Genomic DNA, 22,542 nt, shown 5'->3' with positions numbered 1-22,542 from the left:
TGTCTCGCCACAGCCTGCCGGAAAGTCGGACCTGCCCCCAGCATTTGTGGGTGGGTGGGTCTAGCCTTGACGTCGACTCACCACACTTTCAGCGCGCGTACCCCGGAAGAGGCGAACCAAGCCGTGCCGCAGTCCCCCAGCTCTGACCAGCCCTCAACGACGACCCCCGGCGCCGACTTCGGTGCCAACGAGTGGCTGGTCGAGGAGATGTTCGAGCAGTACCAGAAGGACCCCAAGAGCGTGGCTCCCGAGTGGGCCACCTACTTCGCGGGGCGCAAGTCCCCGGACAACAGTGCTCCGGCGGCGAAGAGCCCCGCGGCCTCGTCGAAGCCCGCCGCACCCGCTGCTGCCGCGGCCCCTGCTGCGGCCAAGAGCGACGACAAGCCGGCGCCCGCGCCCAAGAGCGCCTCCCCGACCACCGGTCCCGTCCCGGTCGCCAAGCCTCGTCCGACCGCGGCCGCCGCCGAGCCCGCCAAGGGCACCGCCAGCCCGGTCGCGAAGGACCCTGCCCCGGCCTCGAAGACCGAGACCAAGGACGAGCCCCGCTACACCACCCTGCGTGGGATCCCGGGCGCCACCGCCAAAAACATGGACATCTCCCTGTCCGTGCCCACCGCCACCTCGGTGCGCAACATCCCGGTCAAGTTGTTGTGGGACAACCGCATCGTCATCAACAACCACCTCACCCGCGCGCGTGGCGGCAAGGTCTCCTTCACCCACCTCATCGGTTACGCCATCGTCCGCGCCATGCGCGAGATGCCGGAGATGAACAGCACCTACACCGAGGTCGACGGCAAGCCGACGCTCGTCAGTCCGGCCCACGTGAACCTGGGTCTGGCCATCGACCAGCGCAAGAAGGACGGCACCCGCCAGCTCGTGGCTCCCTCCATCAAGGGCTGCGAGACCATGGACTTCGCAGCGTTCTGGACTGCCTACGAAGAGATGGTCGGCAAGGCTCGCGACAACAAGCTGGGCATGGACGACTACGCCGGCACCACCATCTCGCTGACCAACGTCGGCGGTCTGGGCACCAGCCACTCCGTGCCGCGTCTGATGGCCGGTCAGGCCGCCATCTTCGGTGTGGGATCCATGGAGTACCCGCCGGAGTTCCAGGGCGCCTCCCAGGAGACCCTGACCCGCAACGCGGTCAGCAAGATCATGACGATGACCTCGACGTACGACCACCGGGTCATCCAGGGAGCCCAGTCGGGAGAGTTCCTCCGTCTCGTCCACCAGTTCCTGCTGGGCGACGGTGGCTTCTACGACGAGATCTTCGCCTCCCTGCGCATCCCCTACGAGCCGATCCGCTGGGGTGCGGACATCTCCACCTCGCACGACGAGGACATCAGCAAGCAGGCCCGCATCCTCGAGCTGATCCACGCCTACCGCGTCCGCGGCCACCTGATGGCCGACACGGACCCGTTGGAGTACCGCCAGCGGACCCACCCGGACCTCGAGATCGAGAGTCACGGCCTGACCCTGTGGGACCTGGACCGTCAGTTCGCGACGGGGTCCTTCGGTGGTGAGGGCAAGCGCTTCATGAAGTTGCGCGACATCCTCGGCATCCTGCGCGACTCGTACTGCCGCACCACCGGTGTCGAGTACATGCACATCATGGACCCGGAGCAGCGCCGCTGGATCCAGGAGCGCATCGAGGTCCCGCACGAGAAGACCCCGCGCGACGAGCAGCTCCGCATCCTGCTGAAGCTCAACCAGGCAGAGGCGTTCGAGACCTTCCTGCAGACGAAGTTCGTCGGCCAGAAGCGCTTCTCCCTCGAGGGCGGCGAGACCACCATCCCGCTGGTCGACGAGATCTGCGAAGCAGCTGCCGAGGCTGACCTCGACGAGGTCGCGATCGGCATGGCCCACCGGGGCCGGCTCAACATGCTCGCCAACATCGTGGGCAAGTCGTACTCGCAGATCTTCCGGGAGTTCGAGGGCAACATCGACCCCCGCACCGTCCAGGGCTCCGGTGACGTCAAGTACCACCTCGGCGCCGAGGGCGAGTTCGAAGCCGGCACCGGCGACACCGTCAAGGTGTCGGTCGCGGCCAACCCCTCGCACCTCGAGGCCGTCGACCCGGTCCTCGAGGGCATCGCACGCGCGAAGCAGGACGTACTGGACCGGGGCAGCGAGTTCTTCCCCGTCCTCCCGCTCCTCGTGCACGGCGACGCCGCGTTCGCAGGACAGGGAGTCGTCGCTGAGACGCTCAACCTGTCGCAGCTGCGCGGTTACCGCACCGGTGGCACGATCCACGTGGTCGTCAACAACCAGGTCGGTTTCACCACGTCGCCCGGCTCGTCGCGCTCCTCGCTCTACTGCACGGACGTGGCCCGCATGGTCCAGGCGCCGATCTTCCACGTCAACGGTGACGACCCGGAGGCCTGCATCCGCGTCGCCCGCCTGGCCTTCGAGTACCGCCAGGCGTTCAACAAGGACGTCGTGATCGACCTGGTCTGCTACCGCCGTCGCGGTCACAACGAGGGTGATGACCCGAGCTACACGCAGCCGCTCATGTACGACCTCATCGAGCAGAAGCGCTCGGTGCGCAAGCTCTACACCGAGTCGCTCATCGGCCGTGGTGACATCACCATCGAAGAAGCCGAGCAGGTGTTGCGCGACTACCAGCAGCAGTTGGAGCGCGTCTTCACCGAGGTCCGCGAGGCCACCTCGCAGCCGTCCGAGTGGACCACCGTGCCGGACTACCCGGAGAAGTCGGCCGGGGACGCAACCACAGCCGTCTCTCCCGAGGTCATGAAGCGCATCTCGGACGCCTACCTCACCCCGCCGGAGGGCTTCACGGTCCACCCGAAGGTGATGCCCCAGCTGCAGCGTCGCGCGGCGGCGATCATCGACGGCCCCATCGACTGGGGCACCGGAGAGATCCTCGCGTTCGGTTCGCTGCTCATGGAGGGCCGCCCGGTCCGTCTAGCCGGTCAGGACTCTCGTCGAGGCACCTTCGTGTCGCGTTTCGCGACCATCATCGACCGCAAGAACGCAGACGAGTGGACCCCGCTCACCACCCTGAGCGAAGACCAGGCGAAGTTCTACATCTACGACTCACTGCTCAGCGAGTACGCGGCACTGGGCTTCGAGTACGGCTACTCCGTGGCTCGTCCCGATGCCCTGGTGTTGTGGGAGGCGCAGTTCGGTGACTTCGTCAACGGCGCGCAGACCGTCATCGACGAGTTCATCTCGTCGGGCGAGACCAAGTGGCGCCAGCAGTCCGGCGTCGTCCTTCTCCTGCCGCACGGCTACGAAGGACAGGGCCCGGACCACTCGTCGGCCCGCATCGAGCGCTTCCTGACGATGTGTGCCGAGGACGCGATGGTCGTGGCCCAGCCCTCGACCCCGGCGTCGTACTTCCACCTGCTGCGCACGCACTCGCTCGGCGAAGAACACCGTCCGCTGGTGGTCTTCACCCCCAAGTCGATGCTGAAGCGCAAGGAGGCTGCCTCGCAGCCGTCCGACTTCACCGAGGGGTCCTACCGCCCCTTCATCGGGGACGACGGGGCCGACGCCTCCAAGGTGGAGACTCTCCTCCTCTGCTCGGGTCGTGTCACCTGGGACCTGGTCGTGGAGCGTTCGAAGCGCGAGAACGGCGAAACCTTCGCCATCGGCCGAGTCGAGCAGTTGTACCCCGAGCCCCTCGAGGACATCAAGGCCGAACTCGCCAAGTACCCGAACCTGAAGACGGTCCGTTGGGTCCAGGACGAGCCGGAGAACAACGGCCCCTGGCCGCACTACGCCCTGAACGTCTGGAAGCACCTCTCGCACGAGGTGGCTCCGGTCACACGCAAGGCGTCGGCGTCGCCGTCAGTGGGCACGCAGAAGCGTCACGTGGAGGAGCAGAAGGACCTGCTCGCCCGCGCGTTCGCCGAGCACCAGGGCTGAGCAGGACTGCAGGTCGCGCTGATGTACTTCACCGATCGAGGCATCGAGGAGCTCGAGAAGCGCCGGGGTGACGAAGAAGTCACCCTGGCGTGGCTGGCCGACCGCCTCCAGGAGTTCACCGACCTGCACCCGGAGTTCGAGGTCGCCGTCGAGCGCCTGGCCACGTGGCTGGCACGCGAGGACGACCCGGAGGACTGACTCCGAGGCCATCACCCGGGCCGTCTCCACCCTGAGAACACGTCCCTGCCACCGCAGGTCGCGCAGTACTTCACCACTTCCAAGAACATCACCCAGTCGCAGATTCAGCACCCTTCTCCTCCGTGGCCGGGTGCGGGACCTGCAGGGATTGGGTCCAGAAGCCGCCCAGGGCTAGCGTTCGGGCCCTCAGAGAGGAAGCAACACATGGCAACCGACTACGACGCATCACGCAAGACCGAGGATGAGCAGAAGGAACAGAGCCTCGAGGCCCGACGGCTGACGTCGGGCGAGCTGGACAAGACCTCAGGCAAGGTTGACGAGGACGAGACCGAGGCCGCCGAGGCGTACGAACTGCCCGGGGCGGACCTGTCACACGAGACCCTCGACATCGAGGTCACCCCCAAGCAGGCCGACGAGTTCACCTGCACCGGGTGCTTCCTGGTCCAGCACAAGTCCCGACGTGCGTCCCCCACCGCCGACCTCTGCATCGACTGCGCCTAGCCGCTGACACGTCGAGAGGCAGCCGAAGGCGCCGTTCCCCCCGGGGAGCGGCGCCTTCGGGCTTGGGAGACGGCCTCGGGCACGGCCGACCCGCTGGACGTGTGCCGCCTCCCCGGGGCCAACTCCGTGCCAAGATCGGAGCATGGCTATCGACCCGAGCAGCACCGACGTCAGGCGCTACCTCACCGAAGACCCCGGCGGACCGGTGGTGATGCTGAACCTGCTGCGGTTCGCCGAGGGCGGCCGTGCCCTGTACGACCAGTACGCGCGAGCGATGGGGAAGACCTTCCTCCCCCGCTACGGAGCCGAGGTCCTCTACTCCGGTGACGGGTCGACACCGTTGGTCGCCGAGACCGGACAGAGCTGGGACGCCGTGGCGCTCGTGCGCTACCCCTCGCGAGAGGCCTTCACGCAGATGATCGCGGACCCGGAGTACCAGGAGGTCAGCGAGCTTCGCGGCCGCGCCCTGAGCGAGGCGGTCCTCCAGGCGACGACTCCCTGGTCATGAGCGGTCGATGGCCGAGGTGCGTGCCTCGGTCGTCAACGGAGCAAGGCGCCGTCCCGACCGGGAGAGCGCCTTGCTCCGAGCTGCTGGCGTCCAGCCGAAGACAGGGTGGGACTCAGATGACGCCCATCGCCAGCATGGCGTCGGCAACCTGCGTGAAGCCAGCGATGTTGGCACCGGCCACGTAGTCGCCGGGGATGTCGTACGCGTCGGAGGTCGAGAGGCACAACTCGTGGATGCCGACCATGATGTCAGCCAGGCGCTCCTCGGTGTGGTCGAACGTCCACCGGTCACGCGAGGCGTTCTGCTGCATCTCCAGGGCACTGGTGGCCACGCCTCCGGCGTTGGCGGCCTTGCCCGGGGCGAAGAGCACGCCGGCCGCCTGGAAGGCAGCGACGGCGGTCGGGGTCGTCGGCATGTTGGCTCCCTCACCGACGACCTGGACGCCGTTGGTGATCAACGCCTTCGCACCCTCGACGGGGAGCTCGTTCTGGGTCGCGCAGGGCAGCGCCACGTCACAGGGCACGTCCCAGACCGACCCTCCCTCGATGAAGGTGGCACGCCCGCCGACCTTCGCGACGTAGGAGTCGATGCGTCCGCGCTCGACCTCCTTCACCTCGCGCAGGGCCTCGAGGTCAATGCCGTGCTCGTCCACGACGTAACCCGACGAGTCGGAGACGGCGACGACGGTGCCGCCGAGCTGGTGGACCTTCTGGACCGCGAAGGTGGCGACGTTGCCGGAGCCGGACACGACGACCCGCTTGCCGTCGAGGCTCTGACCGCGGGTCTTGAGCATTTCGTTGACGAAGAAGACGGTGCCGTAGCCGGTGGCCTCGGTACGCGCCTGCGAACCGCCCCAGCTGAGGCCCTTGCCGGTCAGCACACCCGACTCGTAGCGGTTGGTGATGCGCTTGTACTGGCCGAACAGGTAACCGATCTCGCGTCCCCCGACGCCGATGTCGCCAGCCGGGACGTCGGTGTACTCACCGATGTGGCGGTACAGCTCGGTCATGAACGACTGGCAGAAGCGCATGATCTCGCCCTCGGACCGCCCCTTCGGGTCGAAGTCCGAGCCACCTTTGCCGCCGCCGATGGGCATGGAGGTCAAGGCATTCTTGAAGACCTGCTCGAAGCCCAGGAACTTCACGATCCCCAGGTAGACGCTGGGGTGGAAACGGAGTCCGCCCTTGAACGGACCGAGGGCGGAGTTGAACTCGACGCGGAAACCTCGGTTGATCTGCACCACGTTCTTGTCGTCGACCCACGGCACACGGAAGATGATCTGGCGCTCGGGCTCGCAGATGCGCTCGATGATCGAGGCCTCCACGAACTCAGGCCGCTTCTGGACGACCGGACTGAGGCTCTCCAGGACCTCGTAGACGGCCTGGTGGAATTCGATCTCGCCCTGGTTGCGACGTAGAACGTCGTCATACACAGGCATGAGGGCTGGGTGCAAGGATTTCAAGGGATTCTCTGTTCGTTCCAGTGGGCCGCGAAATCAGTCCGCGACGTGCTTGTCCGAAGGGATCAGGACGGCGACGGTGACGTCCTGATGGTGAGTTCTGTGATGGTGGCGTCGACGGGCAGGTCGAGCACGTGCAGGAGACTGGCAGCCACCGATTCGGGGCGCATCCACACCTCTGCATGGTAGTCGCGCTCCTCCTGGGCGTGAACCTTGGCCTGCATCTCCGTCGCCGTCCGACTGGGGAACACCGACGTGACTCGCACCCCGTGGCGTGCCTCCTCGGCGCGCAGGGAGTCGGCCAGTCCCCGCAACCCGTGCTTCGAGGCGGCGTACGCACCCCACGTCGGGTTGGCGACGAGACCCGAGGTCGAGTTCACGAAGACGACGCTCCCCCGGGCCCGGCGCAGGAAGGGGAGCAGCGCGCCGGTGAGAGCCGCGGGTGCAGTGAGGTTGACCTGAATCTGCGCGCCCCACGTGGCCTGGTCGAAGTCGGCGACGTCGGCGAGGTCGACGACCCCGGCGCTGTGCACCAGCGAGTCGACGCTCCACCCGGCTGACGTCAGGGAATCGACCAGAGCAGCAAGGCCGCTGGCGCAGGCGTCGGGGTCAGCCAGGTCGAGCACGACCACCAGATGCTCCGGCCCGAACTCGGCCTGCACCTGCGCTGCCCGCTCAGCGCTGCGTACGGGCAGCACCAAACGATCCCCACGGTCGGCGAGGCGAGCGGCGAGAGCGCGGCCGATGCCCGATCCCGCGCCGGTGACGACGTGGGTGCGGGTCATCGAGTGAAGACGATCTTCCCGAAGACGTCGCCCTGAGCCATGGCCTCGAATCCTTGTCGCGCCTCGGTCATCTCGATGGTCCGGTCGACCAGCGGCTTGGTCCCCGTCGCATCCAGGAGTCGCACGAGGGAGGCGAGTTCGTCGCGGGTACCCATGGTGGAGCCGATGACCTGCAGCTGCAGGAAGAAGATCCTGGTGAGTTCGGCGTCGTCGAGCTGGGGGCCACTCGTGGTGCCGCTGATGACGATCTTGCCGCCGGGTCGCAGCGAACGGATCGAGTGCGACCAGGTGGCCCGGCCCACGGTCTCCATCACCGCGTCCACCTTGAGCGGCAACCGGGCACCTGACTCGAACACCTCGTGGGCCCCGATCTCGAGCGCGCGGGCACGCTTGGCCTCGTCACGCGAGGTGGCCAGCACGGTCAGGCCGCCGGCTCGCGCCAAGGTGATCAGCGCGGTGGCGACACCGCCGCCCGCACCCTGGACGAGCACCGTGTCACCGGGCTTCAGGTTGCCCTGGGTGAAGAGCATCCGGTACGCGGTGAGCCAGGCGGTCGGCAGGCACGCAGCCTCCGCGAAACTCATCGACGCCGGCTTTGCCACGACGTTGCGCTTCGGGACGATCACCTTGTCGGCAAAGGTGCCCTGATGACGCTCGGACAGCAGCGAACGCTTCGGATCGAGCGTCTCGTCGCCGCTCCAGGCGGGATCGCTGATCACGGCGTGGACGACGACCTCGTTGCCGTCCTCGTCCAGACCGGCGGCGTCGCAGCCGAGGATCATCGGCAACGCCTCTGCACGCAGACCGACTCCGGCCAAGGACCACAGGTCGTGGTGATTCAGCGAAGCAGCCTTGACGGTGACCGTGGTCCAGCCGTCGGGAGCGACCGGGTCCGGCCGCTCCCCCAGTACCAGTCCCGCCAGGGGATCGGCGGCATCACGAGGTGCGAAGGACGAGGCGTAGACGGCAAACATGGGGTCCAGCCTACTTGCGTGCGACACCGTCGACACGGGCTGCCCGGGCCACGGCCTGGGAGACGGCGGGGCCCACGCGCGGATCGAACGGCGACGGGATGATCATCTCTTCGCTCAGCGCATCACCCACGAGGTCGGCCAGCGCGTCCGCGGCAGCGAGCTTCATGCCCTCGGTGATGGCGGTGGCGTGGACGTCGAAGGCGCCGCGGAAGATGCCGGGGAAGCAGAGCACGTTGTTGATCTGGTTGGGGAAGTCCGAGCGACCGGTCGCCACGACCCGGGCGTACTTGCGCGCTACGTCGGGATGAACCTCGGGCATGGGGTTGGCGAGGCCGAAGATGATCGAGTCGGGCGCCATCGTGGCGACGATCTCCTCGGGAACGGTGCCACCTGAGACGCCGATGTAGACGTCGGCGCCGTCCATCGCGTCGGCCAGGGTGCCGGTCCGGCCGAAGTTGTCCGCAGTGTCGCGCGCCAGCGCCTCCTTGACCTCGGTGAGGTCGCTGCGCTCGGAGTTCAGCACTCCCTTGCGGTCGAGGACCGCGATGTCTCGGATGCCGGCACCCAGCAGGATCCGCGCCACCGCGACGCCCGCAGCACCCGCACCCGAGACGACGACCCGCGTGCCTTCAGGCGTACGACCCGTGAGCTTGAGCGCGTTCTTCAGGGCGGCCAGCGCAACGACGGCGGTGCCGTGCTGGTCGTCGTGGAAGACCGGGATGTCGAGCCGCTCCTTGAGCCGTGCCTCGATCTCGAAACAGCGCGGGGCCGAGATGTCCTCGAGGTTGATGCCCCCGAAGCTCGGCGCCAGGCGGACGACCGTCTCGATGATCTCCTCGGTGTCGGTGGTGTCAAGGCAGATGGGCACCGCGTCGACGCCGCCGAACTGCTTGAAGAGAACGGCTTTGCCCTCCATCACGGGCATCGCAGCAGCCGGTCCGATGTCGCCCAGCCCGAGCACGGCCGTGCCGTCGGAGACGACTGCCACGACGTTCGGGACCCAGGTGTAGGACTGCGTCATCGACGGGTCTGCTGCGATCGCTTCGCAGACCAGTGCCACCCCGGGCGTGTAGGCCAGGGCCAACTCGTCAGGACCGGCGAGCGCCACCCGCGAGACCGTCTCCAGTTTGCCGCCCACGTGAAGGTCGAAGACCGGGTCGCCGTAGTAAGGGTGCGGAGCGGAATCGGGGACGTCAGACATGAACGCGATTGTGACACGCCACAGGGGTGTGACCGCGCGCCGTCCGGCGCGGCGACGCGCGCCAGTGACGCAGATTACCCCCTATATTCTCTACGCCTCGTGTAGCAGGCGCCGGCTCCGGCAAGGCGACGGCCAGAGCCTCGCCCGCACCACCGCCACCACGTCCTCGTCCGCGATGGCACCGCGATGCCTGGAGTCGATCCCCTCTCCAGGGTTGTCACTGAGCAACCACCAGCCCCGCGAGCCCGTACGCGTTGCCCGGGACTCCGCGACGCGCTTCACCACGAGCGTGCCGTCGGGGAAACGCGCGAGCACCAGCAGCCCCGGCCGCACCGCTGCGCCGTGGCGCACCAGGAGCAGGTCTCCCCCGGCGAGCGTCGGTTCCATGGAGCGTCCCCGCACCCGCGCCAGGCCGACGGGCGTGGCTGCCTTGGAACGAGGTCGGCGCATGCGAGTAGTGTCGCAGTCATCAAGTCAGGCTCAACGCACGACCGAGAGGAACACTGATGTTCTCCCGATTCATCACCCCGACCGTCACCGCCTCCGCCCACTGCGACCTCCCCTGCGGCGTCTACGACCCGGCCCAGGCCCGCATCGAGGCCGAGTCGATCAAGGCCCTCATCGGCAAGGTTGCCGACAATGACGACGCCGACTTCCGCACCCGCGCCGTGCTGATCAAGGAAGAGCGCTCCGAGCTCGTCAAGCACCACCTCTGGGTCCTGTGGACCGACTACTTCAAGGCACCTCACTTCGAGAAGTACCCGCAGCTGCACACCCTCTTCAACGAGGCCACCAAGCTCGCCGGTGCCGGTGGCACCAAGGGCACGCTCGACGCGGCAGCCGCAGATGAGTTGCTCGCCAAGATCGATGAGATCGCCGAGATCTTCTGGGAGACCAAGAAGGCCTGACGCAGGCTCTCAGGACGGAGGCGGTCCCGCAGGGGATCGCCTCCGTCTGCTCTCGACACGCAACCACAGCACCCACGACCTCCAAGCACACCCCTTGGCAGCAGGACGGATGACACCATGATCAACCACGTCGCAGGCAGCGGAGCCGACGTCGAACTGCGCGTCCCGGCGGACGGCGCCTACGTGTACGTGTTGCGCACCACCGCCGCCAGCATCGCGGGTCGTCTCGACTTCACCGTCGATGACATCGAGGACATCCGCATCGCGATCGGTGAAGCGGCCTCCCTGTTGCTCGACCTGGGCGGAACGGGCACGGACCTGCTCTGCCACTTCGCGCTGACCTCTGAGCAGATCACGGCCACCATCTCCCTGCCCAGCGAGTCCCCGCTGCCCATCGTCTCCGACTCCTTCGCATGGCAGGTCCTCAGCACCTTGGCGACCGAGTGCGACGCCGGCCACGCTGACGGTCGCGCCCACATCCGTCTCGCCCTCCGCTCCACCCTCGCCGCGATGGACGTCGCGCCGGGCCAGGCCGCGCACTGAGATGAACCAGTTGCGTGAGGACGAGGACGTCCGCGACAGAGCCGAGACTCCACTCGAGGCGATCCGGCGCAAGAGCCGCGACCTGTTCACCGAGTTGGGCAGTCTCCCTGAGGACTCCCCCGGCGCGCTCAATGCGCGTGAGGCACTGGTCCACCTTCATCTCCCCCTGGTCGACCACTGCGCCCGGCGCTTCCGCAACCGCGGAGAACCGCTGGAGGACCTCGTCCAGGTGGGCACGATCGGTCTCTTGAAGTCGATCGACCGGTTCGACCTCGAACGCGGTGTCGAGTTCACGACATACGCCACCCCGACCATCATCGGCGAGATCAAGCGACACTTCCGGGACAAGGGTTGGGCCATCCGTGTGCCGCGACGCCTGCAGGAGTTGCGGATGCAGATCATGTCCGCCACCGCAGAGCTCTCCCAACAGTTGGGGCGCTCCCCCACTCCGCGTGAGCTCTCCGTGCACATCGGCTGCTCACTCGACGAAGTCATCGAGGGCATGGCATCCGCCAACGCCTACTCGACGCTGTCCCTCGACGCCGGCAGCGACAGCGGCGACGACCAGACACCGCGTCTGGTCGACTCCTTGGGCGTGGACGACCTCGAGCTCGACCAGGTCGAGATCCGGGAGTCACTCAAGCCGCTGCTCGAGGGACTGGACCCGCGGGAGAAGCGGATCCTGCTGCTGCGCTTCTTCAAGAACATGACGCAGTCGCAGATCGCGGCCGAGGTGGGCATCTCCCAGATGCACGTCTCCAGGCTGTTGACCCGCACCTTGGAGCGACTGCGCAACTCGCTCGAACCTGAGTGAGCTGCAGCCCCAGCGCCGTTCAGGGGCGACCGATCACTCCTCGTCGTCCCCCAGCACCCTGAGGCTCGTGGGGTGGAAGATCGCGAACAGCACCACGGTGGCGGTAACGGCGAGGGCCAGAGCCAGGACGGGAGTGGCGGAGCGATAGCTCCAGGCCACCCCGAGTTGGATGAGTTGCCCCATCACGATGATGCTGCGCCCCCACGCCTCGCGTCGCCACAGGCCTCGGGCGCAGAAGAACAGCAATGCTCCGTAGCCCAGGAAGAAGGCGGCGGTGCTCAACCCCATGGCCAGGCGAACCGAGGAGAGGGAGACCAGCTCGGCTGTGCCGAGACCGATCAGGACGGTCGCTTCGAGCAGCACGGCAGCGATCCCCAGCCACAGCGCCCAGCCCAGGCCCCAGGGGGGACGCCCAGGCCCGGACCGGTCGGCGGAGGACTGGGATTCAGGGGTTGGCACAGAACTGGCGGTCACGTCCCCACTTTAGTTGTGACGGATGTGACGTCCCAAGGGGGTTGTGCAAAATCCAATAACTTGGGAGATTGAGGGTCGCTGTGCGGCCCACGATCTCGGAGGCGCCGCAGCACAATTTTCACCACTGAAGAATTGGTCCACAGACCGATTTTCCGGACTCCCTCCCACACTCCCCGGAATGAGGAACCCTCAGCCATGGATTGGCGCCACCGTTCTGCATGTCTCGACGAAGACCCTGAGCTCTTCTTTCCCATCGGCAACACCGGTCCCGCGATCCTCCAGATCGAGGAGGCCAAGCAGGTCTGTCGCCGTTGTGACGTCCGGGAGCTCTGCCTGGCCTGGGCGCTTGAGGCTGGTCAGGACCACGGCGTGTGGGGCGGCCTCAGCGAGGACGAGCGACGCGCACTGAAGCGTCGCAACGCCCGCGCCCGCGTACGTACTGCCTGACGGACGCCGTCGTCGACCGCGGCTGAGGGGGAGTCAGTCGAGCGGAACGTCGATGGCCACCCGGGTGCCCACTCCGCCGGGGCCGTCGCCCATCGAGAACCGTCCGTCCAGTTCGGACTCGACCAGGGTGCGCACGATGGAGAGCCCGAGGTTGGTGGACCCGTCAAGGCTGAAGTCAGGCGGCAGGCCCGCACCGTCGTCGACCACGTCGACGTGGAGTCGCCCCGGTGGCCGGGCGATCGACACCACGATGACACCCGGAGCGACTCCGCGCACCTCGGAGGCGTCCACTGAGTCCGAGACGGGCGGGTACCCGTGCTCGACCGCGTTCTGCAGGACCTCGGTGATCACCATCGCCAACGCCGTCGCCACCTCGGACGGCAGGTCGGAGAAGGAGCCCTCGCGACGGATCTCCACCCGGTCGCCGGTGGCACTCACGTCGCTGACCATGCGGGCCAACCGATCAGCGATGTCGTCGAACTCCACGTGTTCCTCGACCGCCTGACTCAAGGTCTCGTGCACGATGGCGATCGAGCCCACCCGACGCACGGCCTCGTCGAGGGCCGCCTTGGCCTCCGGGACGTCGATGCGACGCGCCTGGAGTCGGAGCAGCGCAGCGACTGTCTGAAGGTTGTTCTTGACCCGGTGGTGGATCTCGCGGATCGTCGCGTCCTTCGTGATCAACTCACGCTCACGACGCCGCAGGGCCGTGACGTCTCGCAGCAGGATCAGGGCACCGATCACCTCGCCCCTGGGGCGCAACGGAATGGCTCGTACGATCACTGACGCCTCGTCGGTGGAGATCTCGGCGTCCCTGGGCGCTCGCCCACCGAGCACCGCACTCAGCGTCTCCTCGTCGGCGCGGCGACGTGGCGGGACCAGTTGGCGGGTCAGGTCACCCAGCACCAGTCCGGGCAGGTCGCCCTGGAAGCCGAGCCTGCGGTAGACCGAGAGCGCGTTGGGACTGGCGTAGGTGACCCGTCCGACTGCATCGATCCGCATGAAACCGTCGCCCACCCGGGGCGCATCGGCATCGTCGCTGCGCTGGCCCTCGGGGGGGAAGTAGCCCTGCGCGATCATCTGCGCCAGATCTGTGGCGGTCTGCACGTAGGCAAGTTCGAGGCGACTCGGGGTGCGCACCCCGAGCAGGTTCGTGTTGCGGGCGATGAGTGCGATCACCCGGTCCCCGCGACGCACCGGAATCACCTCGACGCGCACCGGGACGTCGTTGTTCCAGTCGGGATCACCTTCCCGGATGAGCCGCTTCTGCTCCCAGGCCATGTCGAGCATCCGACGTCGCCCCGCGGGCACAAACGTGCCCACCACGTCGTCCACCAGCGCCGTGGGTCCGGTGGTGGGACGCATCTGTCCGGCGGCCCAGAAGCCACGGTCGTCCTGGTCCCGCAGCCAGAGAACGAGGTCGGCGAAGGAGAGGTCCGCGATGATCTGCCAGTCGGCCATCAGTCGCAGGAGCCAGTCGACGTCTTCGGTGTCGAGTTCGGTGTGGGCACGCACCAGTTCAGTCAACGAGGGCACTTCGACAGCCTAGGCCCTCCCCCGGGTGCAGCACGTGAACGCTCCGGACGAGACCTGTGCAGGTACCGGCCCCAATGGGGGGCCATGACTGGCAGAATGACGGCCATGGGTGCGGGTTACTGGCGCGGAGTGGTGCGGGACGGTGTGCAGGTCCCACCCGACCGCTCGCTCGGGGACCTGACCGCCGAACTGACCTCCATGCTGGGCTCTCCCGACCCTGAGTTGCGCGACGGCCTCGCCCTGCAGGTGCTGACGGTGTGGATCGGGCGCGGCGTCTACGACGACCTGCTCGTCGGACTCGGGGACGGGATGGTCGCCGGGTTGCGTGTCGGGATCGGCGAGAGCGAAGGCACCTCCGTCTTCCGACGCAGCTGGTCGGCCCGGGTGATCGCCCAGGTCCTGCGCCGCGACAACGACGCCGAACTGCTCTCCGGGTCCGACGTGTTGCGTTGGGGCGATCTGATCGCCGTGTGGATGCTGCGGGAGGAGGACGTACGCGGGTGGATCCCTGGCCAGGGCACTGCTCGCGCGGTGGCTCACGGAGCCGACGCCATCGCTGCCCTGGCCTCGTCACGTCACCTCGAGCGTCTCGGCCTGACGGTGTTGCTCGACGTCCTGGCCGACCGGGTGCTGGACACCAACCCCCTGCTCAGTGGCGAGATCGACCACCTCGCTGCTGCTGCCGTCCAGGTGGTGGTGCGCGACCTGGTGGGTCTGGAGGTCCTGGAGCAGTGGATCGCACGGATCGCGTCCGAGGCCGACCCTGAGTTCGTCGTGCTCGGCGCCGACCCCCACCTGAGCACGCACAATGCCCAGACCTTCCTCCGCACGCTGCATCTCCTGCTGCTGCTCGGGCCGCACCGACCCAAGACCCGAGCGGATCTGTTGCTCGTCATCTCCGAGGCCCTCCAGTTCTCCAACCCTCAGCATCTCCCCAGATGGGTGACCGGCAAGTAACCTGCGTCACATGACTGATGAGACCACCCAGGGCCATGCAGGCGAACTGGCCGTCGCGGCGGCGCGCTCCCACGGCGTCGAGACCATGTTCACGCTGTCGGGCGCACACGTCTTCCCGATGTACGACGGCGCCGTCAAGGCCGATCCACCGATGCGACTCCTCGACGTACGACACGAACAGACGGCCGCCTTCGCCGCCGAGGCCACCGGCAAACTGACCCGTACGCCCGGGCTCGCGGTCCTGACCGCGGGCCCCGGAGTCACCAACGGCATCAGTGCGATCGCGCAGGCGCAGTTCGCCGGCTCACCGATGGTGGTCGTGGGTGGACGTGCCCCGCAGAACCGTTGGGGCACCGGCAGCCTGCAGGAGTTGGACCAGCCACCGATCATCGCCTCGATCGCCAAGGACGCGCGCACGCTGCACACCGCGGGTGACGTGCTGGGCGGCATGGACGATGCCTTCCGCACCGCACGGAGCTCCCACCGGGGTCCAGTCTTCGTCGACGTCCCGATGGATGAGTTCTTCAACTCGGCCGAGGGCCCGAGTCCGACCGGCGCCGGTGCCGACCGAATCTCCCCCGACACCGACGCCCTGGCCCGGATCGCAGGCCTGCTGGCGCGCTCTGAGCGCCCCGTGCTCGTACTCGGAACCGATGTCTGGGCCGACGGCGCCGAGGAGGCTGCGCTGCGCTTCACCGAGGCTCTGGGCATCCCGACGCTGACCAACGGCATGGGTCGTGGCGTGATCCCCGGAGGTCATCCCCTGCTGGTGACCAAGGCGCGTGGACAGGCGCTGGGCCACGCCGACCTGGTCGTGGTGGTCGGCACCCCGCTCGACTTCCGTCTGGGTTACGGCAACTTCGGAGGCAAGGACGGCACTCCCCTAGCCCAGGTCGTGCATGTCGCCGACTCCCCGGGCCAGGTCTCGACCCACGCCTCACTGGCCGTCTCGGCGTCGGGTGACCTCACTGCGGCCCTGGACGGAATCGCGAGCTCCTTCGACCACGCGGGGCCGCCGCCCGTCTGGTCGACGTGGGTGAGCGGTCTCCAGGAGACGGTCGCGGCAGCCACCGCACGCGATCACCTGCTCCTCACCGCCGAGGCGGACCCGATCCACCCGGCCCGCATCTACGGCGAGCTCGTTCCTCGGCTCGCGGACGACTCGGTGGTCATCGGGGACGGCGGCGACTTCGTCAGTTTCGCCGGCAAGTTCGTCGAGCCCCAGCGCCCCGGCGGCTGGCTGGATCCCGGCCCGTACGGCTGCCTCGGTGCCGGTCTCGGATCGGCCATCGCCGCTCGGATCGCCCGACCCTCGGCCCAGGTCACGCTGCTGCTGGGCGACGGGGCAGCAGGCTTCTCGTTGATGGACGTCGACACATTGGTGCGACACGACCTGCCGGTCGTCATGGTGATGGGCAACAACTCCGCGTGGGGGCTGGAGAAGGGACCCATGCAGATGCTCTACGGCTACGACGTGGTCGCCGACCTGGGCGCCCGCACGGCCTACGACGGAGTGGTCAAGGCCTTGGGCGGGGCCGGTGAGACCGTCACCGACCCGAAGCAGATCGGGCCGGCGCTCGACCGGGCGTACGCCTCCGGTGTGCCCTACCTCGTGAACGTCATCACTGACGTCGAGGCGGCCTATCCCCGCAACACATTTGGCATCTGAGGGATGATCTCGGACATGGACACCTCGCCGTACCTGACCCGTCGTTTCACCGTTGCAGCCGATGACACGGCGCTGGCCGTGGGCAGTGGCACGCTGCCCGTCCTCGGGACGCCACGACTCATCGCCTGGATGGAGGCGGTGACCTGCGAGGCGATCGGCCCCTCCCTGCCCTCCGGCGGGACCAGCGTCGGGACCCGCATCGACGTCGAGCACCTGGCTCCGAGCGCGGTGGGCGCCGAGGTGGAGGTCCAGGTCTCTCTCGCCTACGTCGACGGGCGGCTGCATCGCTTCACGGTCTCCGCGCGCAACGTCGTCAACGACAAGCCTGTCCAGGTGGTGGGGTCCGGCGAGATCACCCGGGTCGTGGTCGACACCGAGAAGTTCATGTCCCGGCTGAGCTGACGACCCAACACAGCAAAGGACCCCCGGCGCCGGATGGCTCGGGGGTCCTGGTGCTTGTCAGCGCTCAGGCGTTGGGGCGCTTGCCGTGGTTCGCGCCCTTCTTGCGACGAGCGCGGCGCTTGCGTCCGGTCTTACCCATGGTGATCCTCCTGGATGTCAGTGCCGACATCCTCTCAAACGTAGTGGTCACGGCGCCAATCAGGGCCTCCGGGACCTGCGCAGCGGCCTTGCTCAGCCCTCGGAGATGCGGAGCTGGACCTCTCGGATCTCGACCAGCACCCGCTCGCGGAGGCTCTGCGGCGCCGATTCGCTGCAGGAACGGGCCACGATCGTCTTCACCGTCTTCTGCAGGTCGTACTTGTTCAGGCACGGACCGCATTCGTCCAGGTGCTGCTGGACGACACTGCAGTCCGCCTCGTCCAACTCGTTGTCGAGGAAGTAGACGATGCGCTCGAGGTAGTCGGCGCACCCCTGGTCGTCGTGGCTCACTTGCCCTCACCCTTCTGCGACGTGCCCACCGGGATCAGGTCGTTCTCCCGTACGTAGTCACTCAGCATGTCCCGCAACTGGCGCCGCCCCCGGTGCAGTCGCGACATCACGGTGCCGATCGGCGTCTCCATGATCTCTGCGATCTCCTTGTAGGCGAACCCCTCGACGTCAGCGAGATAGACGGCCAGACGGAACTCCTCGGGGAGACGCTGCAGCGCGTCCTTCACCTCGGAGTCGGGCAGTCCTTCGAGCGCCTCGGTCTCGGCCGACTTCAGGCCACCTGAGGTGTGTGACTCGGCACGCGCGAGCTGCCAGTCCTCCACGTTGTCGGCCATCGACTGCTGCGGCTGACGCTGCTTCTTGCGGTAGATGTTGATGAAGGTGTTGGTGAGGATCCGGTACAGCCAGGCCTTGAGGTTGGTCCCCGGCTTGAACTGGTGGAAGGCGGAGAAGGCCTTCGCATAGGTCTCCTGGACGAGGTCCTCGGCGTCCGTGGGGTTGCGGGTCATCCGCATGGCCGCCGAGTAGAGCTGGTCGAGGTACTGCAGAGCATCGCGCTCGAAGCGCTCGGAGCGCTGCGCGTCGGTCTCTTCGGTCAGGGAGTCAGTCATCGAGTCCCACACTACCGTCGTCTCGGGGTTGGTCAGCGTCTCCAGCACGACAGGCACAACACGACGTCATCGCGGATCATTCCCCACTGCGGCCCCTGCCGCTTCGTTCCCCACTGCGGCCCCTGCCGCTTCGTTCCCCACTGCGGCCCCTGCCGCTTCGTTCCCCACTGCGGCCCCTGCCGCTTCGTTCCCCACTGCGGCCCCTGCCGCTTCGCGCACGATCCACTCGAGCGTCGCCTCGATGACGATCGCCCAGGCCTCGTCCTGACCGATGGGCGCGCGCTTCGGCACCTTCAACGAGTGGTCCGCGAACGGGATCACGCACACGTCGACGTCATCGGGGAACTCCGCCGGGCTGCCGAAGGTGTCCCGCTCGCCCTGCACCACCAACGTGGTGACCTCGGCTCCGTGCAGCTCCGCGACCCGGGACTTGTCCGGCCTGCCCGGAGGGTGCAGGGGGAAGGAGAGCGCCAGGCAACCGCTGGCCCCGATCTGCAGCGCCGTACGAGCCGCAGAGCGGGCCCCGGCCGAACGCCCCCCGACGATCAACGGAAGCCCGGTCCGGGGCAGTGCCGCTGCCGCTGCCAGAAAGGCTTCGTCGAGCGTGGGCGGGGGCGTGGCGACCTTCCGGCCGGCGCGACGCCAGGGCTGCTCGAAGAGGACGACGCTCACGCCCTGCCGGGGCAGCGCCTCGGCCAGCGCCATCAGGTCCGGGGCGTCCACCCCGCCGCCCGCACCGTGGCTGAGCAGCAGCACCGCGGCCGGCTTGTCAGCCGCGTACGTCAGGAGCCGCCCTTCCCCTCGCGGTGTGTCGATGAGTTCCTCAATCGGTTCCACGTCTCACTCCTCGCTCAACGACAACGGTTCGACCAGGTGTGGTCCGTTGTTGCGTACGTTGCCCACGACCGCCGACACCGGGTAGGCGCGGAGCCGGCCGGGGGCTGCCGGCACGAGCAGGGACCGGGCCTCCTCCACCCCGTCCAGGGTGGGGTCCAACCAAGGGCTCCAGGCATCGCGCTCCACCATCAGCGGCATCCTGTCGTGGATGCGCCCGAGGTCGTCGGTGGCCGCGGTGGTCAGCACTGTGCAGGTCCATCGGAACCGGTCAGGATCGTCGTCGGATCGTTCGGGGTCACGCCAGATCTCGAAGAGCCCGGCCATCGCCAGTACTCCCCCGTCGGCTGGAGAGATGAAGTACGGCTGCTTGGTCGGTTGACCGGTGGCTGTCGTCGCCTCGGTCACGTACCACTCGTAGTAGCCGTCGGCGGGCAGGAGGCAGCGCCGAGCCCGCATCGCCTTGCGGAACGCCGGCTTCTCCGCAGCGGTCTCCATCCGTGCGTTGATCATCCGACTGCCGATCCCCGGGTCCTTGGCCCAGGACGGCACCAACCCCCAGGTCAGGGTCCGCAACTGACGCTGCGTCGGGTGCTCGACCCCGTCGGCGTCCGTGCGGCTGGGGCGTTCCAGGACGGCATACACCTCTTTGGTGGGCGCGACGTTCCAATCGGGCTCGAGGGGCGTGGGCACGCGATTGTCGACGACCTCGAACTCCTCGACGAGGTCCTCGGGCCGTTGACTCGATGCGTACCGTCCGCACATGGCCACACCCTAGTCGGACCCCTGTGCCTCAGCGGCGCGCGAGCTCGTCGAGCAAGTGGCGCGAGGCCGTTTCAGAGGCGGGCAGGCCTTCGATCCAGATACGAGGCCCATAACCGTCCAGTTCCATGCCCTCGATGAGGCGCCGCAGCAGCCGGACCCGGACCCCGAGCCGGGACTCACGCAGGGCGAGCACAACGATGCGCTGGGGAGTGAGTCTCGCAATCACCTCGGCCCGACCGAAGACCGCCTGCGCCGACTCCCCCAGGGACATGAGGCGCAGCGCGCCCCCGAACGGGTCCCGCGGAGGGCGGGCACCCGGGAGCGCGAGAAGGTCGACAACGACCAGGGCATGGGAGTCGCGGGGGTGTGCGCCTCCGCGCATCTCGGCCCGGTACAGGCCGGCAACGATCGTACGCACGTGTGGCAGCGAGGCGAGCCCGGTCAAGGGGTCTTCACAGCTGAGCTGGTTGACGTGGGAGAGCGTCTCCTCGCCCCACGCGCGTGCCAGGGCAACGGTCGCCTCGAAGTCGGGATCCTGCCCCCGGACGAGTTGCCAGGTCGCGCGCAGCCCGAACAGCGCCTCGTCCACCGAGGCGCCGTCCGCGGCCATCACCCGACCGGTCGCCTCGCAGGAGGCGAGTGGGCACTCCTCGACCACCAAGGCCTCACCCACGGCTTCGAACTCCACCGGAAACCCCATGTCCCCGGGTGTGTCCATGGGTGTGGCCGGGGAGCGGACGGCGTCTGCGGACCGCTGCTTGCTGCGCGCGGTGAACATCCCCATCGCCCTCTCACCTCCCCTGCTGCCCGACTGCCCCTGCGAGGCGACTCAGGAAGGTGACGTGGGTGGTGGACTCCCATGACGCACCTACAAGTAAAGAAATCTCGGCCCAGTAGGAGCGCAGAGGGGTGAATTCTGGCTACTCTGAAAGAACTGCGGCAGCGACACGTCCCCGACCCGAGGTGGTGCTGTGACTTCTGCACCACTGAAAATCGACGGACCCGGCGACGCCGAGCTCATCTCTGCCGTACGCGGCGGGGACCTCGAGGCGTACGGGATCCTGTATGCCCGCCACGTCGAATCAGCTCGCCGTCTCTCGCGTCAACTGGCCACCGGCCCTGACGCCGATGACCTGGTCTCCGACGCCTTCGCGAAGGTGCTCGGCATCCTGCAGCGCGGTGGGGGCCCCGACGTCTCCTTCCGCGCCTACCTCCTCACGGCCCTGCGCAGCGTCAGCGTCGACCGGCACCGGGCCGGCCACAAGGTGCGCCCGACCGACGACCTGGAGTCCTTCGCTCCCGGGGTGCCGTTCCACGACACCGCTGTAGAAGGCTTCGAGAACGCTGCCGCTGCCCGTGCGTTCGCGTCGCTGCCGGAGCGCTGGCAGTTGGTGCTGTGGCACACCGAGGTCGAGGGGGCCAAGCCCGCCGACGTCGCACCACTCCTGGGGATGAGCCCGAACTCCGTCTCGGCGTTGGCCTACCGGGCCCGAGAAGGTTTGCGCCAGGCCTTCCTCACCGAGCACGCCCAGGCGATCGAGGGAGACGAGTGCCGCTGGGCGCACCGGACGATGGGGGCGCATATCCGCGACGGCACGTCACGCCGCGACTCCAAGAAGTTGGAGTCTCACATCAAGGAGTGTCGTCCCTGCGCCGCGATCTACCTGGAGCTGACCGAGGTCAACTCCAACCTTGCCGGAGTTCTTGCTCCCCTGCTGCTCGGTGGGCTGGCAACGGGATACCTGGCCTCAGCAGGGGGCGGCACAGTGTCCGCGGGCGCGCTCAGTGCCCTGGTGGGACGGATCCGCGACGTGGTGGTCGGCAATGCGGGTGTCTCGGCTGCGGCCGGAGTGGCGGGGGTCGTCGTCACCGGCGCTGCGGTGGCGGCCATCGTCACGGCCATGCCGAACAACGCGCCGCCCATCGGCGGACAGCCGCCTGCAGGGAACGTGCTGGCGGCTTCACCCTCGGCCGAAGGTCCGAGTTCGGTCGCCGGCGATGAGGACGACCTCGACGAGACCGAGGACGACGCGGCCAGCACTATCCCCCTTCCGCTGTTGGCGTCCCTCCTGCCACAGATCCCGTCTCCCGGGGTGCCGCTCGAGGTGCTTCCGGAAGCACCGGTCGCCTCCGACGCACCGGGCAACGGGCCCGGAGACGGATCCTCCGACGGGGGCGGAGACGCCGACACACCGCCCCTCCCTGCGCCGGAGCCAGCTCCTACGCCTGCTCCTCCCCTGCTCCCGAGCCCCGCGCCGCAGCCCTCGCGTACGCCTTCGCCCCAGCCGCCGACTGATCCCACCGTCGAGCCCACTCCCACCGCGGAGCCGACTCCCACCGCGGAGCCGACCCCCACCGTCGACCCGACCCCCACCGCGGAGCCGACCCCCACCGTCGAGCCCACCCCCACCGCGGAGCCGACACCCACCGTCGAGCCCACCCCCACCGTCGACCCGACCCCCACGGTTGACCCCACCCCCACCGTCGACCCGACCCCCACCGCGGAGCCGACACCCACCGTCGAGCCCACCCCCACCGTCGACCCGACCCCCACGGTTGACCCCACCCCCACC

General features: G+C 68.1%; 25 protein-coding genes. 12 read left to right on the top strand and 13 right to left on the bottom strand.

Annotated features, from left to right (window positions below; all coding sequences use genetic code 11):
* Window positions 1–123 precede the first annotated feature (123 nt).
* The 4 genes from DNK52_RS15355 (at window position 124) to DNK52_RS15345 (ending at window position 5,101) form a co-directional block, all read left to right on the top strand.
* Window positions 124–3,894 carry a multifunctional oxoglutarate decarboxylase/oxoglutarate dehydrogenase thiamine pyrophosphate-binding subunit/dihydrolipoyllysine-residue succinyltransferase subunit gene (locus tag DNK52_RS15355; RefSeq protein ID WP_110241924.1) on the top strand — a complete coding sequence of 1,257 codons (3,771 nt, stop codon included), beginning with the start codon at window positions 124–126 and terminating at the stop codon, window positions 3,892–3,894.
* A 21-nt stretch (window positions 3,895–3,915) separates the two neighbouring features.
* Window positions 3,916–4,092 (top strand): DUF6104 family protein, encoded by a 177-nt coding sequence (locus tag DNK52_RS16210; RefSeq protein ID WP_204163581.1) that lies wholly within the window; start codon window positions 3,916–3,918, stop codon window positions 4,090–4,092.
* Window positions 4,093–4,296: 204 nt separating this feature from the next.
* Entirely contained in the window at window positions 4,297–4,593 is a 297-nt protein-coding gene (locus DNK52_RS15350) for a DUF4193 domain-containing protein (RefSeq protein ID WP_110241923.1), read from the top strand.
* Between the two features lie 142 nt (window positions 4,594–4,735).
* Window positions 4,736–5,101 (top strand): DUF1330 domain-containing protein, encoded by a 366-nt coding sequence (locus DNK52_RS15345; RefSeq protein WP_110241922.1) that lies wholly within the window; start codon window positions 4,736–4,738, stop codon window positions 5,099–5,101.
* Window positions 5,102–5,213: 112 nt separating this feature from the next.
* On the opposite strand, the gene gdhA is transcribed toward DNK52_RS15345, so the two are convergent.
* The 5 genes from gdhA to DNK52_RS15320 all read right to left on the bottom strand — a co-directional run bounded on the left by gdhA (window position 5,214) and on the right by DNK52_RS15320 (window position 9,970).
* Window positions 5,214–6,539 (bottom strand): NADP-specific glutamate dehydrogenase, encoded by a 1,326-nt coding sequence (gdhA, locus tag DNK52_RS15340; protein ID WP_204163580.1) that lies wholly within the window; start codon window positions 6,537–6,539, stop codon window positions 5,214–5,216.
* An 86-nt stretch (window positions 6,540–6,625) separates the two neighbouring features.
* Window positions 6,626–7,345: an SDR family oxidoreductase gene (locus tag DNK52_RS15335; RefSeq protein ID WP_110241920.1), complete on the bottom strand. Its 720-nt coding sequence runs from the start codon at window positions 7,343–7,345 to the stop codon at window positions 6,626–6,628.
* Complete coding sequence (locus tag DNK52_RS15330; RefSeq protein WP_110241919.1) at window positions 7,342–8,319, bottom strand: zinc-binding dehydrogenase; 978 nt, start codon at window positions 8,317–8,319, stop codon at window positions 7,342–7,344. Before DNK52_RS15330 ends, DNK52_RS15335 begins: the two co-directional genes overlap by 4 nt.
* A gap of 10 nt (window positions 8,320–8,329) precedes the next feature.
* Entirely contained in the window at window positions 8,330–9,520 is a 1,191-nt protein-coding gene (locus tag DNK52_RS15325) for an NAD(P)-dependent malic enzyme (protein WP_110241918.1), read from the bottom strand.
* Between the two features lie 90 nt (window positions 9,521–9,610).
* A complete protein-coding gene (locus DNK52_RS15320) occupies window positions 9,611–9,970 on the bottom strand; it encodes a S24/S26 family peptidase (RefSeq protein WP_110241917.1) in 360 nt (119 codons plus the stop codon).
* Window positions 9,971–10,026: 56 nt separating this feature from the next.
* Between DNK52_RS15320 and sodN the strand changes: the two genes are divergently transcribed.
* From sodN to DNK52_RS15305, 3 genes are all read left to right on the top strand, one after another.
* A complete protein-coding gene (sodN, locus tag DNK52_RS15315) occupies window positions 10,027–10,428 on the top strand; it encodes a superoxide dismutase, Ni (RefSeq protein WP_204163579.1) in 402 nt (133 codons plus the stop codon).
* Window positions 10,429–10,545: 117 nt separating this feature from the next.
* Window positions 10,546–10,971 carry an ATP-binding protein gene (locus DNK52_RS15310; RefSeq protein WP_110241915.1) on the top strand — a complete coding sequence of 142 codons (426 nt, stop codon included), beginning with the start codon at window positions 10,546–10,548 and terminating at the stop codon, window positions 10,969–10,971.
* Window position 10,972: 1 nt separating this feature from the next.
* Entirely contained in the window at window positions 10,973–11,785 is an 813-nt protein-coding gene (locus DNK52_RS15305; RefSeq protein ID WP_110241914.1) for an RNA polymerase sigma factor SigF, read from the top strand.
* A 33-nt stretch (window positions 11,786–11,818) separates the two neighbouring features.
* On the opposite strand, the gene DNK52_RS15300 is transcribed toward DNK52_RS15305, so the two are convergent.
* Window positions 11,819–12,259 (bottom strand): hypothetical protein, encoded by a 441-nt coding sequence (locus tag DNK52_RS15300; protein ID WP_162598806.1) that lies wholly within the window; start codon window positions 12,257–12,259, stop codon window positions 11,819–11,821.
* 195 nt (window positions 12,260–12,454) lie between these two features.
* Here DNK52_RS15300 and DNK52_RS15295 point away from each other — a divergent pair, with 195 nt between their 5' ends.
* Entirely contained in the window at window positions 12,455–12,706 is a 252-nt protein-coding gene (locus DNK52_RS15295) for a WhiB family transcriptional regulator (protein ID WP_110241912.1), read from the top strand.
* 33 nt (window positions 12,707–12,739) lie between these two features.
* Here the strand turns inward: DNK52_RS15295 and DNK52_RS15290 are convergent, their stop codons facing one another.
* Window positions 12,740–14,242, bottom strand: a complete 1,503-nt coding sequence (locus tag DNK52_RS15290; protein ID WP_110241911.1) for a sensor histidine kinase — start codon at window positions 14,240–14,242, stop codon at window positions 12,740–12,742.
* An 84-nt stretch (window positions 14,243–14,326) separates the two neighbouring features.
* Between DNK52_RS15290 and DNK52_RS15285 the strand changes: the two genes are divergently transcribed.
* The 3 genes from DNK52_RS15285 to DNK52_RS15275 are packed head-to-tail and all read left to right on the top strand — an operon-like array spanning window position 14,327 to window position 17,270.
* Window positions 14,327–15,199, top strand: coding sequence for a DUF2785 domain-containing protein (locus DNK52_RS15285; protein ID WP_239455727.1), 873 nt, complete (start codon window positions 14,327–14,329; stop codon window positions 15,197–15,199).
* Between the two features lie 10 nt (window positions 15,200–15,209).
* Window positions 15,210–16,868 carry an acetolactate synthase gene (locus DNK52_RS15280; RefSeq protein WP_110241910.1) on the top strand — a complete coding sequence of 553 codons (1,659 nt, stop codon included), beginning with the start codon at window positions 15,210–15,212 and terminating at the stop codon, window positions 16,866–16,868.
* A gap of 15 nt (window positions 16,869–16,883) precedes the next feature.
* A complete protein-coding gene (locus DNK52_RS15275) occupies window positions 16,884–17,270 on the top strand; it encodes a thioesterase family protein (protein WP_110241909.1) in 387 nt (128 codons plus the stop codon).
* Window positions 17,271–17,334: 64 nt separating this feature from the next.
* Here the strand turns inward: DNK52_RS15275 and DNK52_RS16505 are convergent, their stop codons facing one another.
* From DNK52_RS16505 to DNK52_RS15250, 6 genes are all read right to left on the bottom strand, one after another.
* Complete coding sequence (locus tag DNK52_RS16505; RefSeq protein ID WP_369797015.1) at window positions 17,335–17,409, bottom strand: 50S ribosomal protein bL37; 75 nt, start codon at window positions 17,407–17,409, stop codon at window positions 17,335–17,337.
* Window positions 17,410–17,501: 92 nt separating this feature from the next.
* Entirely contained in the window at window positions 17,502–17,759 is a 258-nt protein-coding gene (gene rsrA, locus DNK52_RS15270) for a mycothiol system anti-sigma-R factor (protein ID WP_110241908.1), read from the bottom strand.
* Complete coding sequence (locus DNK52_RS15265) at window positions 17,756–18,370, bottom strand: sigma-70 family RNA polymerase sigma factor (protein WP_110242022.1); 615 nt, start codon at window positions 18,368–18,370, stop codon at window positions 17,756–17,758. Before DNK52_RS15265 ends, rsrA begins: the two co-directional genes overlap by 4 nt.
* A 66-nt stretch (window positions 18,371–18,436) precedes the next feature.
* Window positions 18,437–19,207 carry an alpha/beta hydrolase family protein gene (locus DNK52_RS15260; RefSeq protein ID WP_239455725.1) on the bottom strand — a complete coding sequence of 257 codons (771 nt, stop codon included), beginning with the start codon at window positions 19,205–19,207 and terminating at the stop codon, window positions 18,437–18,439.
* A 3-nt stretch (window positions 19,208–19,210) separates the two neighbouring features.
* Window positions 19,211–19,969, bottom strand: coding sequence for an SOS response-associated peptidase (locus DNK52_RS15255; protein WP_110241907.1), 759 nt, complete (start codon window positions 19,967–19,969; stop codon window positions 19,211–19,213).
* A gap of 28 nt (window positions 19,970–19,997) precedes the next feature.
* Entirely contained in the window at window positions 19,998–20,753 is a 756-nt protein-coding gene (locus DNK52_RS15250; protein ID WP_110241906.1) for a hypothetical protein, read from the bottom strand.
* A 187-nt stretch (window positions 20,754–20,940) separates the two neighbouring features.
* On the opposite strand from DNK52_RS15250, the gene DNK52_RS16470 reads away from it, so the two are divergent.
* A partial coding sequence (locus tag DNK52_RS16470) for a sigma-70 family RNA polymerase sigma factor (RefSeq protein ID WP_162598805.1) occupies window positions 20,941–22,542 on the top strand: 1,602 nt, incomplete at its 3' end.

This window comes from Nocardioides gilvus (assembly GCF_003194605.1).
Taxonomy (GTDB): Bacteria; Actinomycetota; Actinomycetes; order Propionibacteriales; family Nocardioidaceae; genus Nocardioides; species Nocardioides gilvus.
Note: the sequence above shows the minus strand (reverse complement) of the source record. Positions and strands in the feature narration are given on the sequence as shown.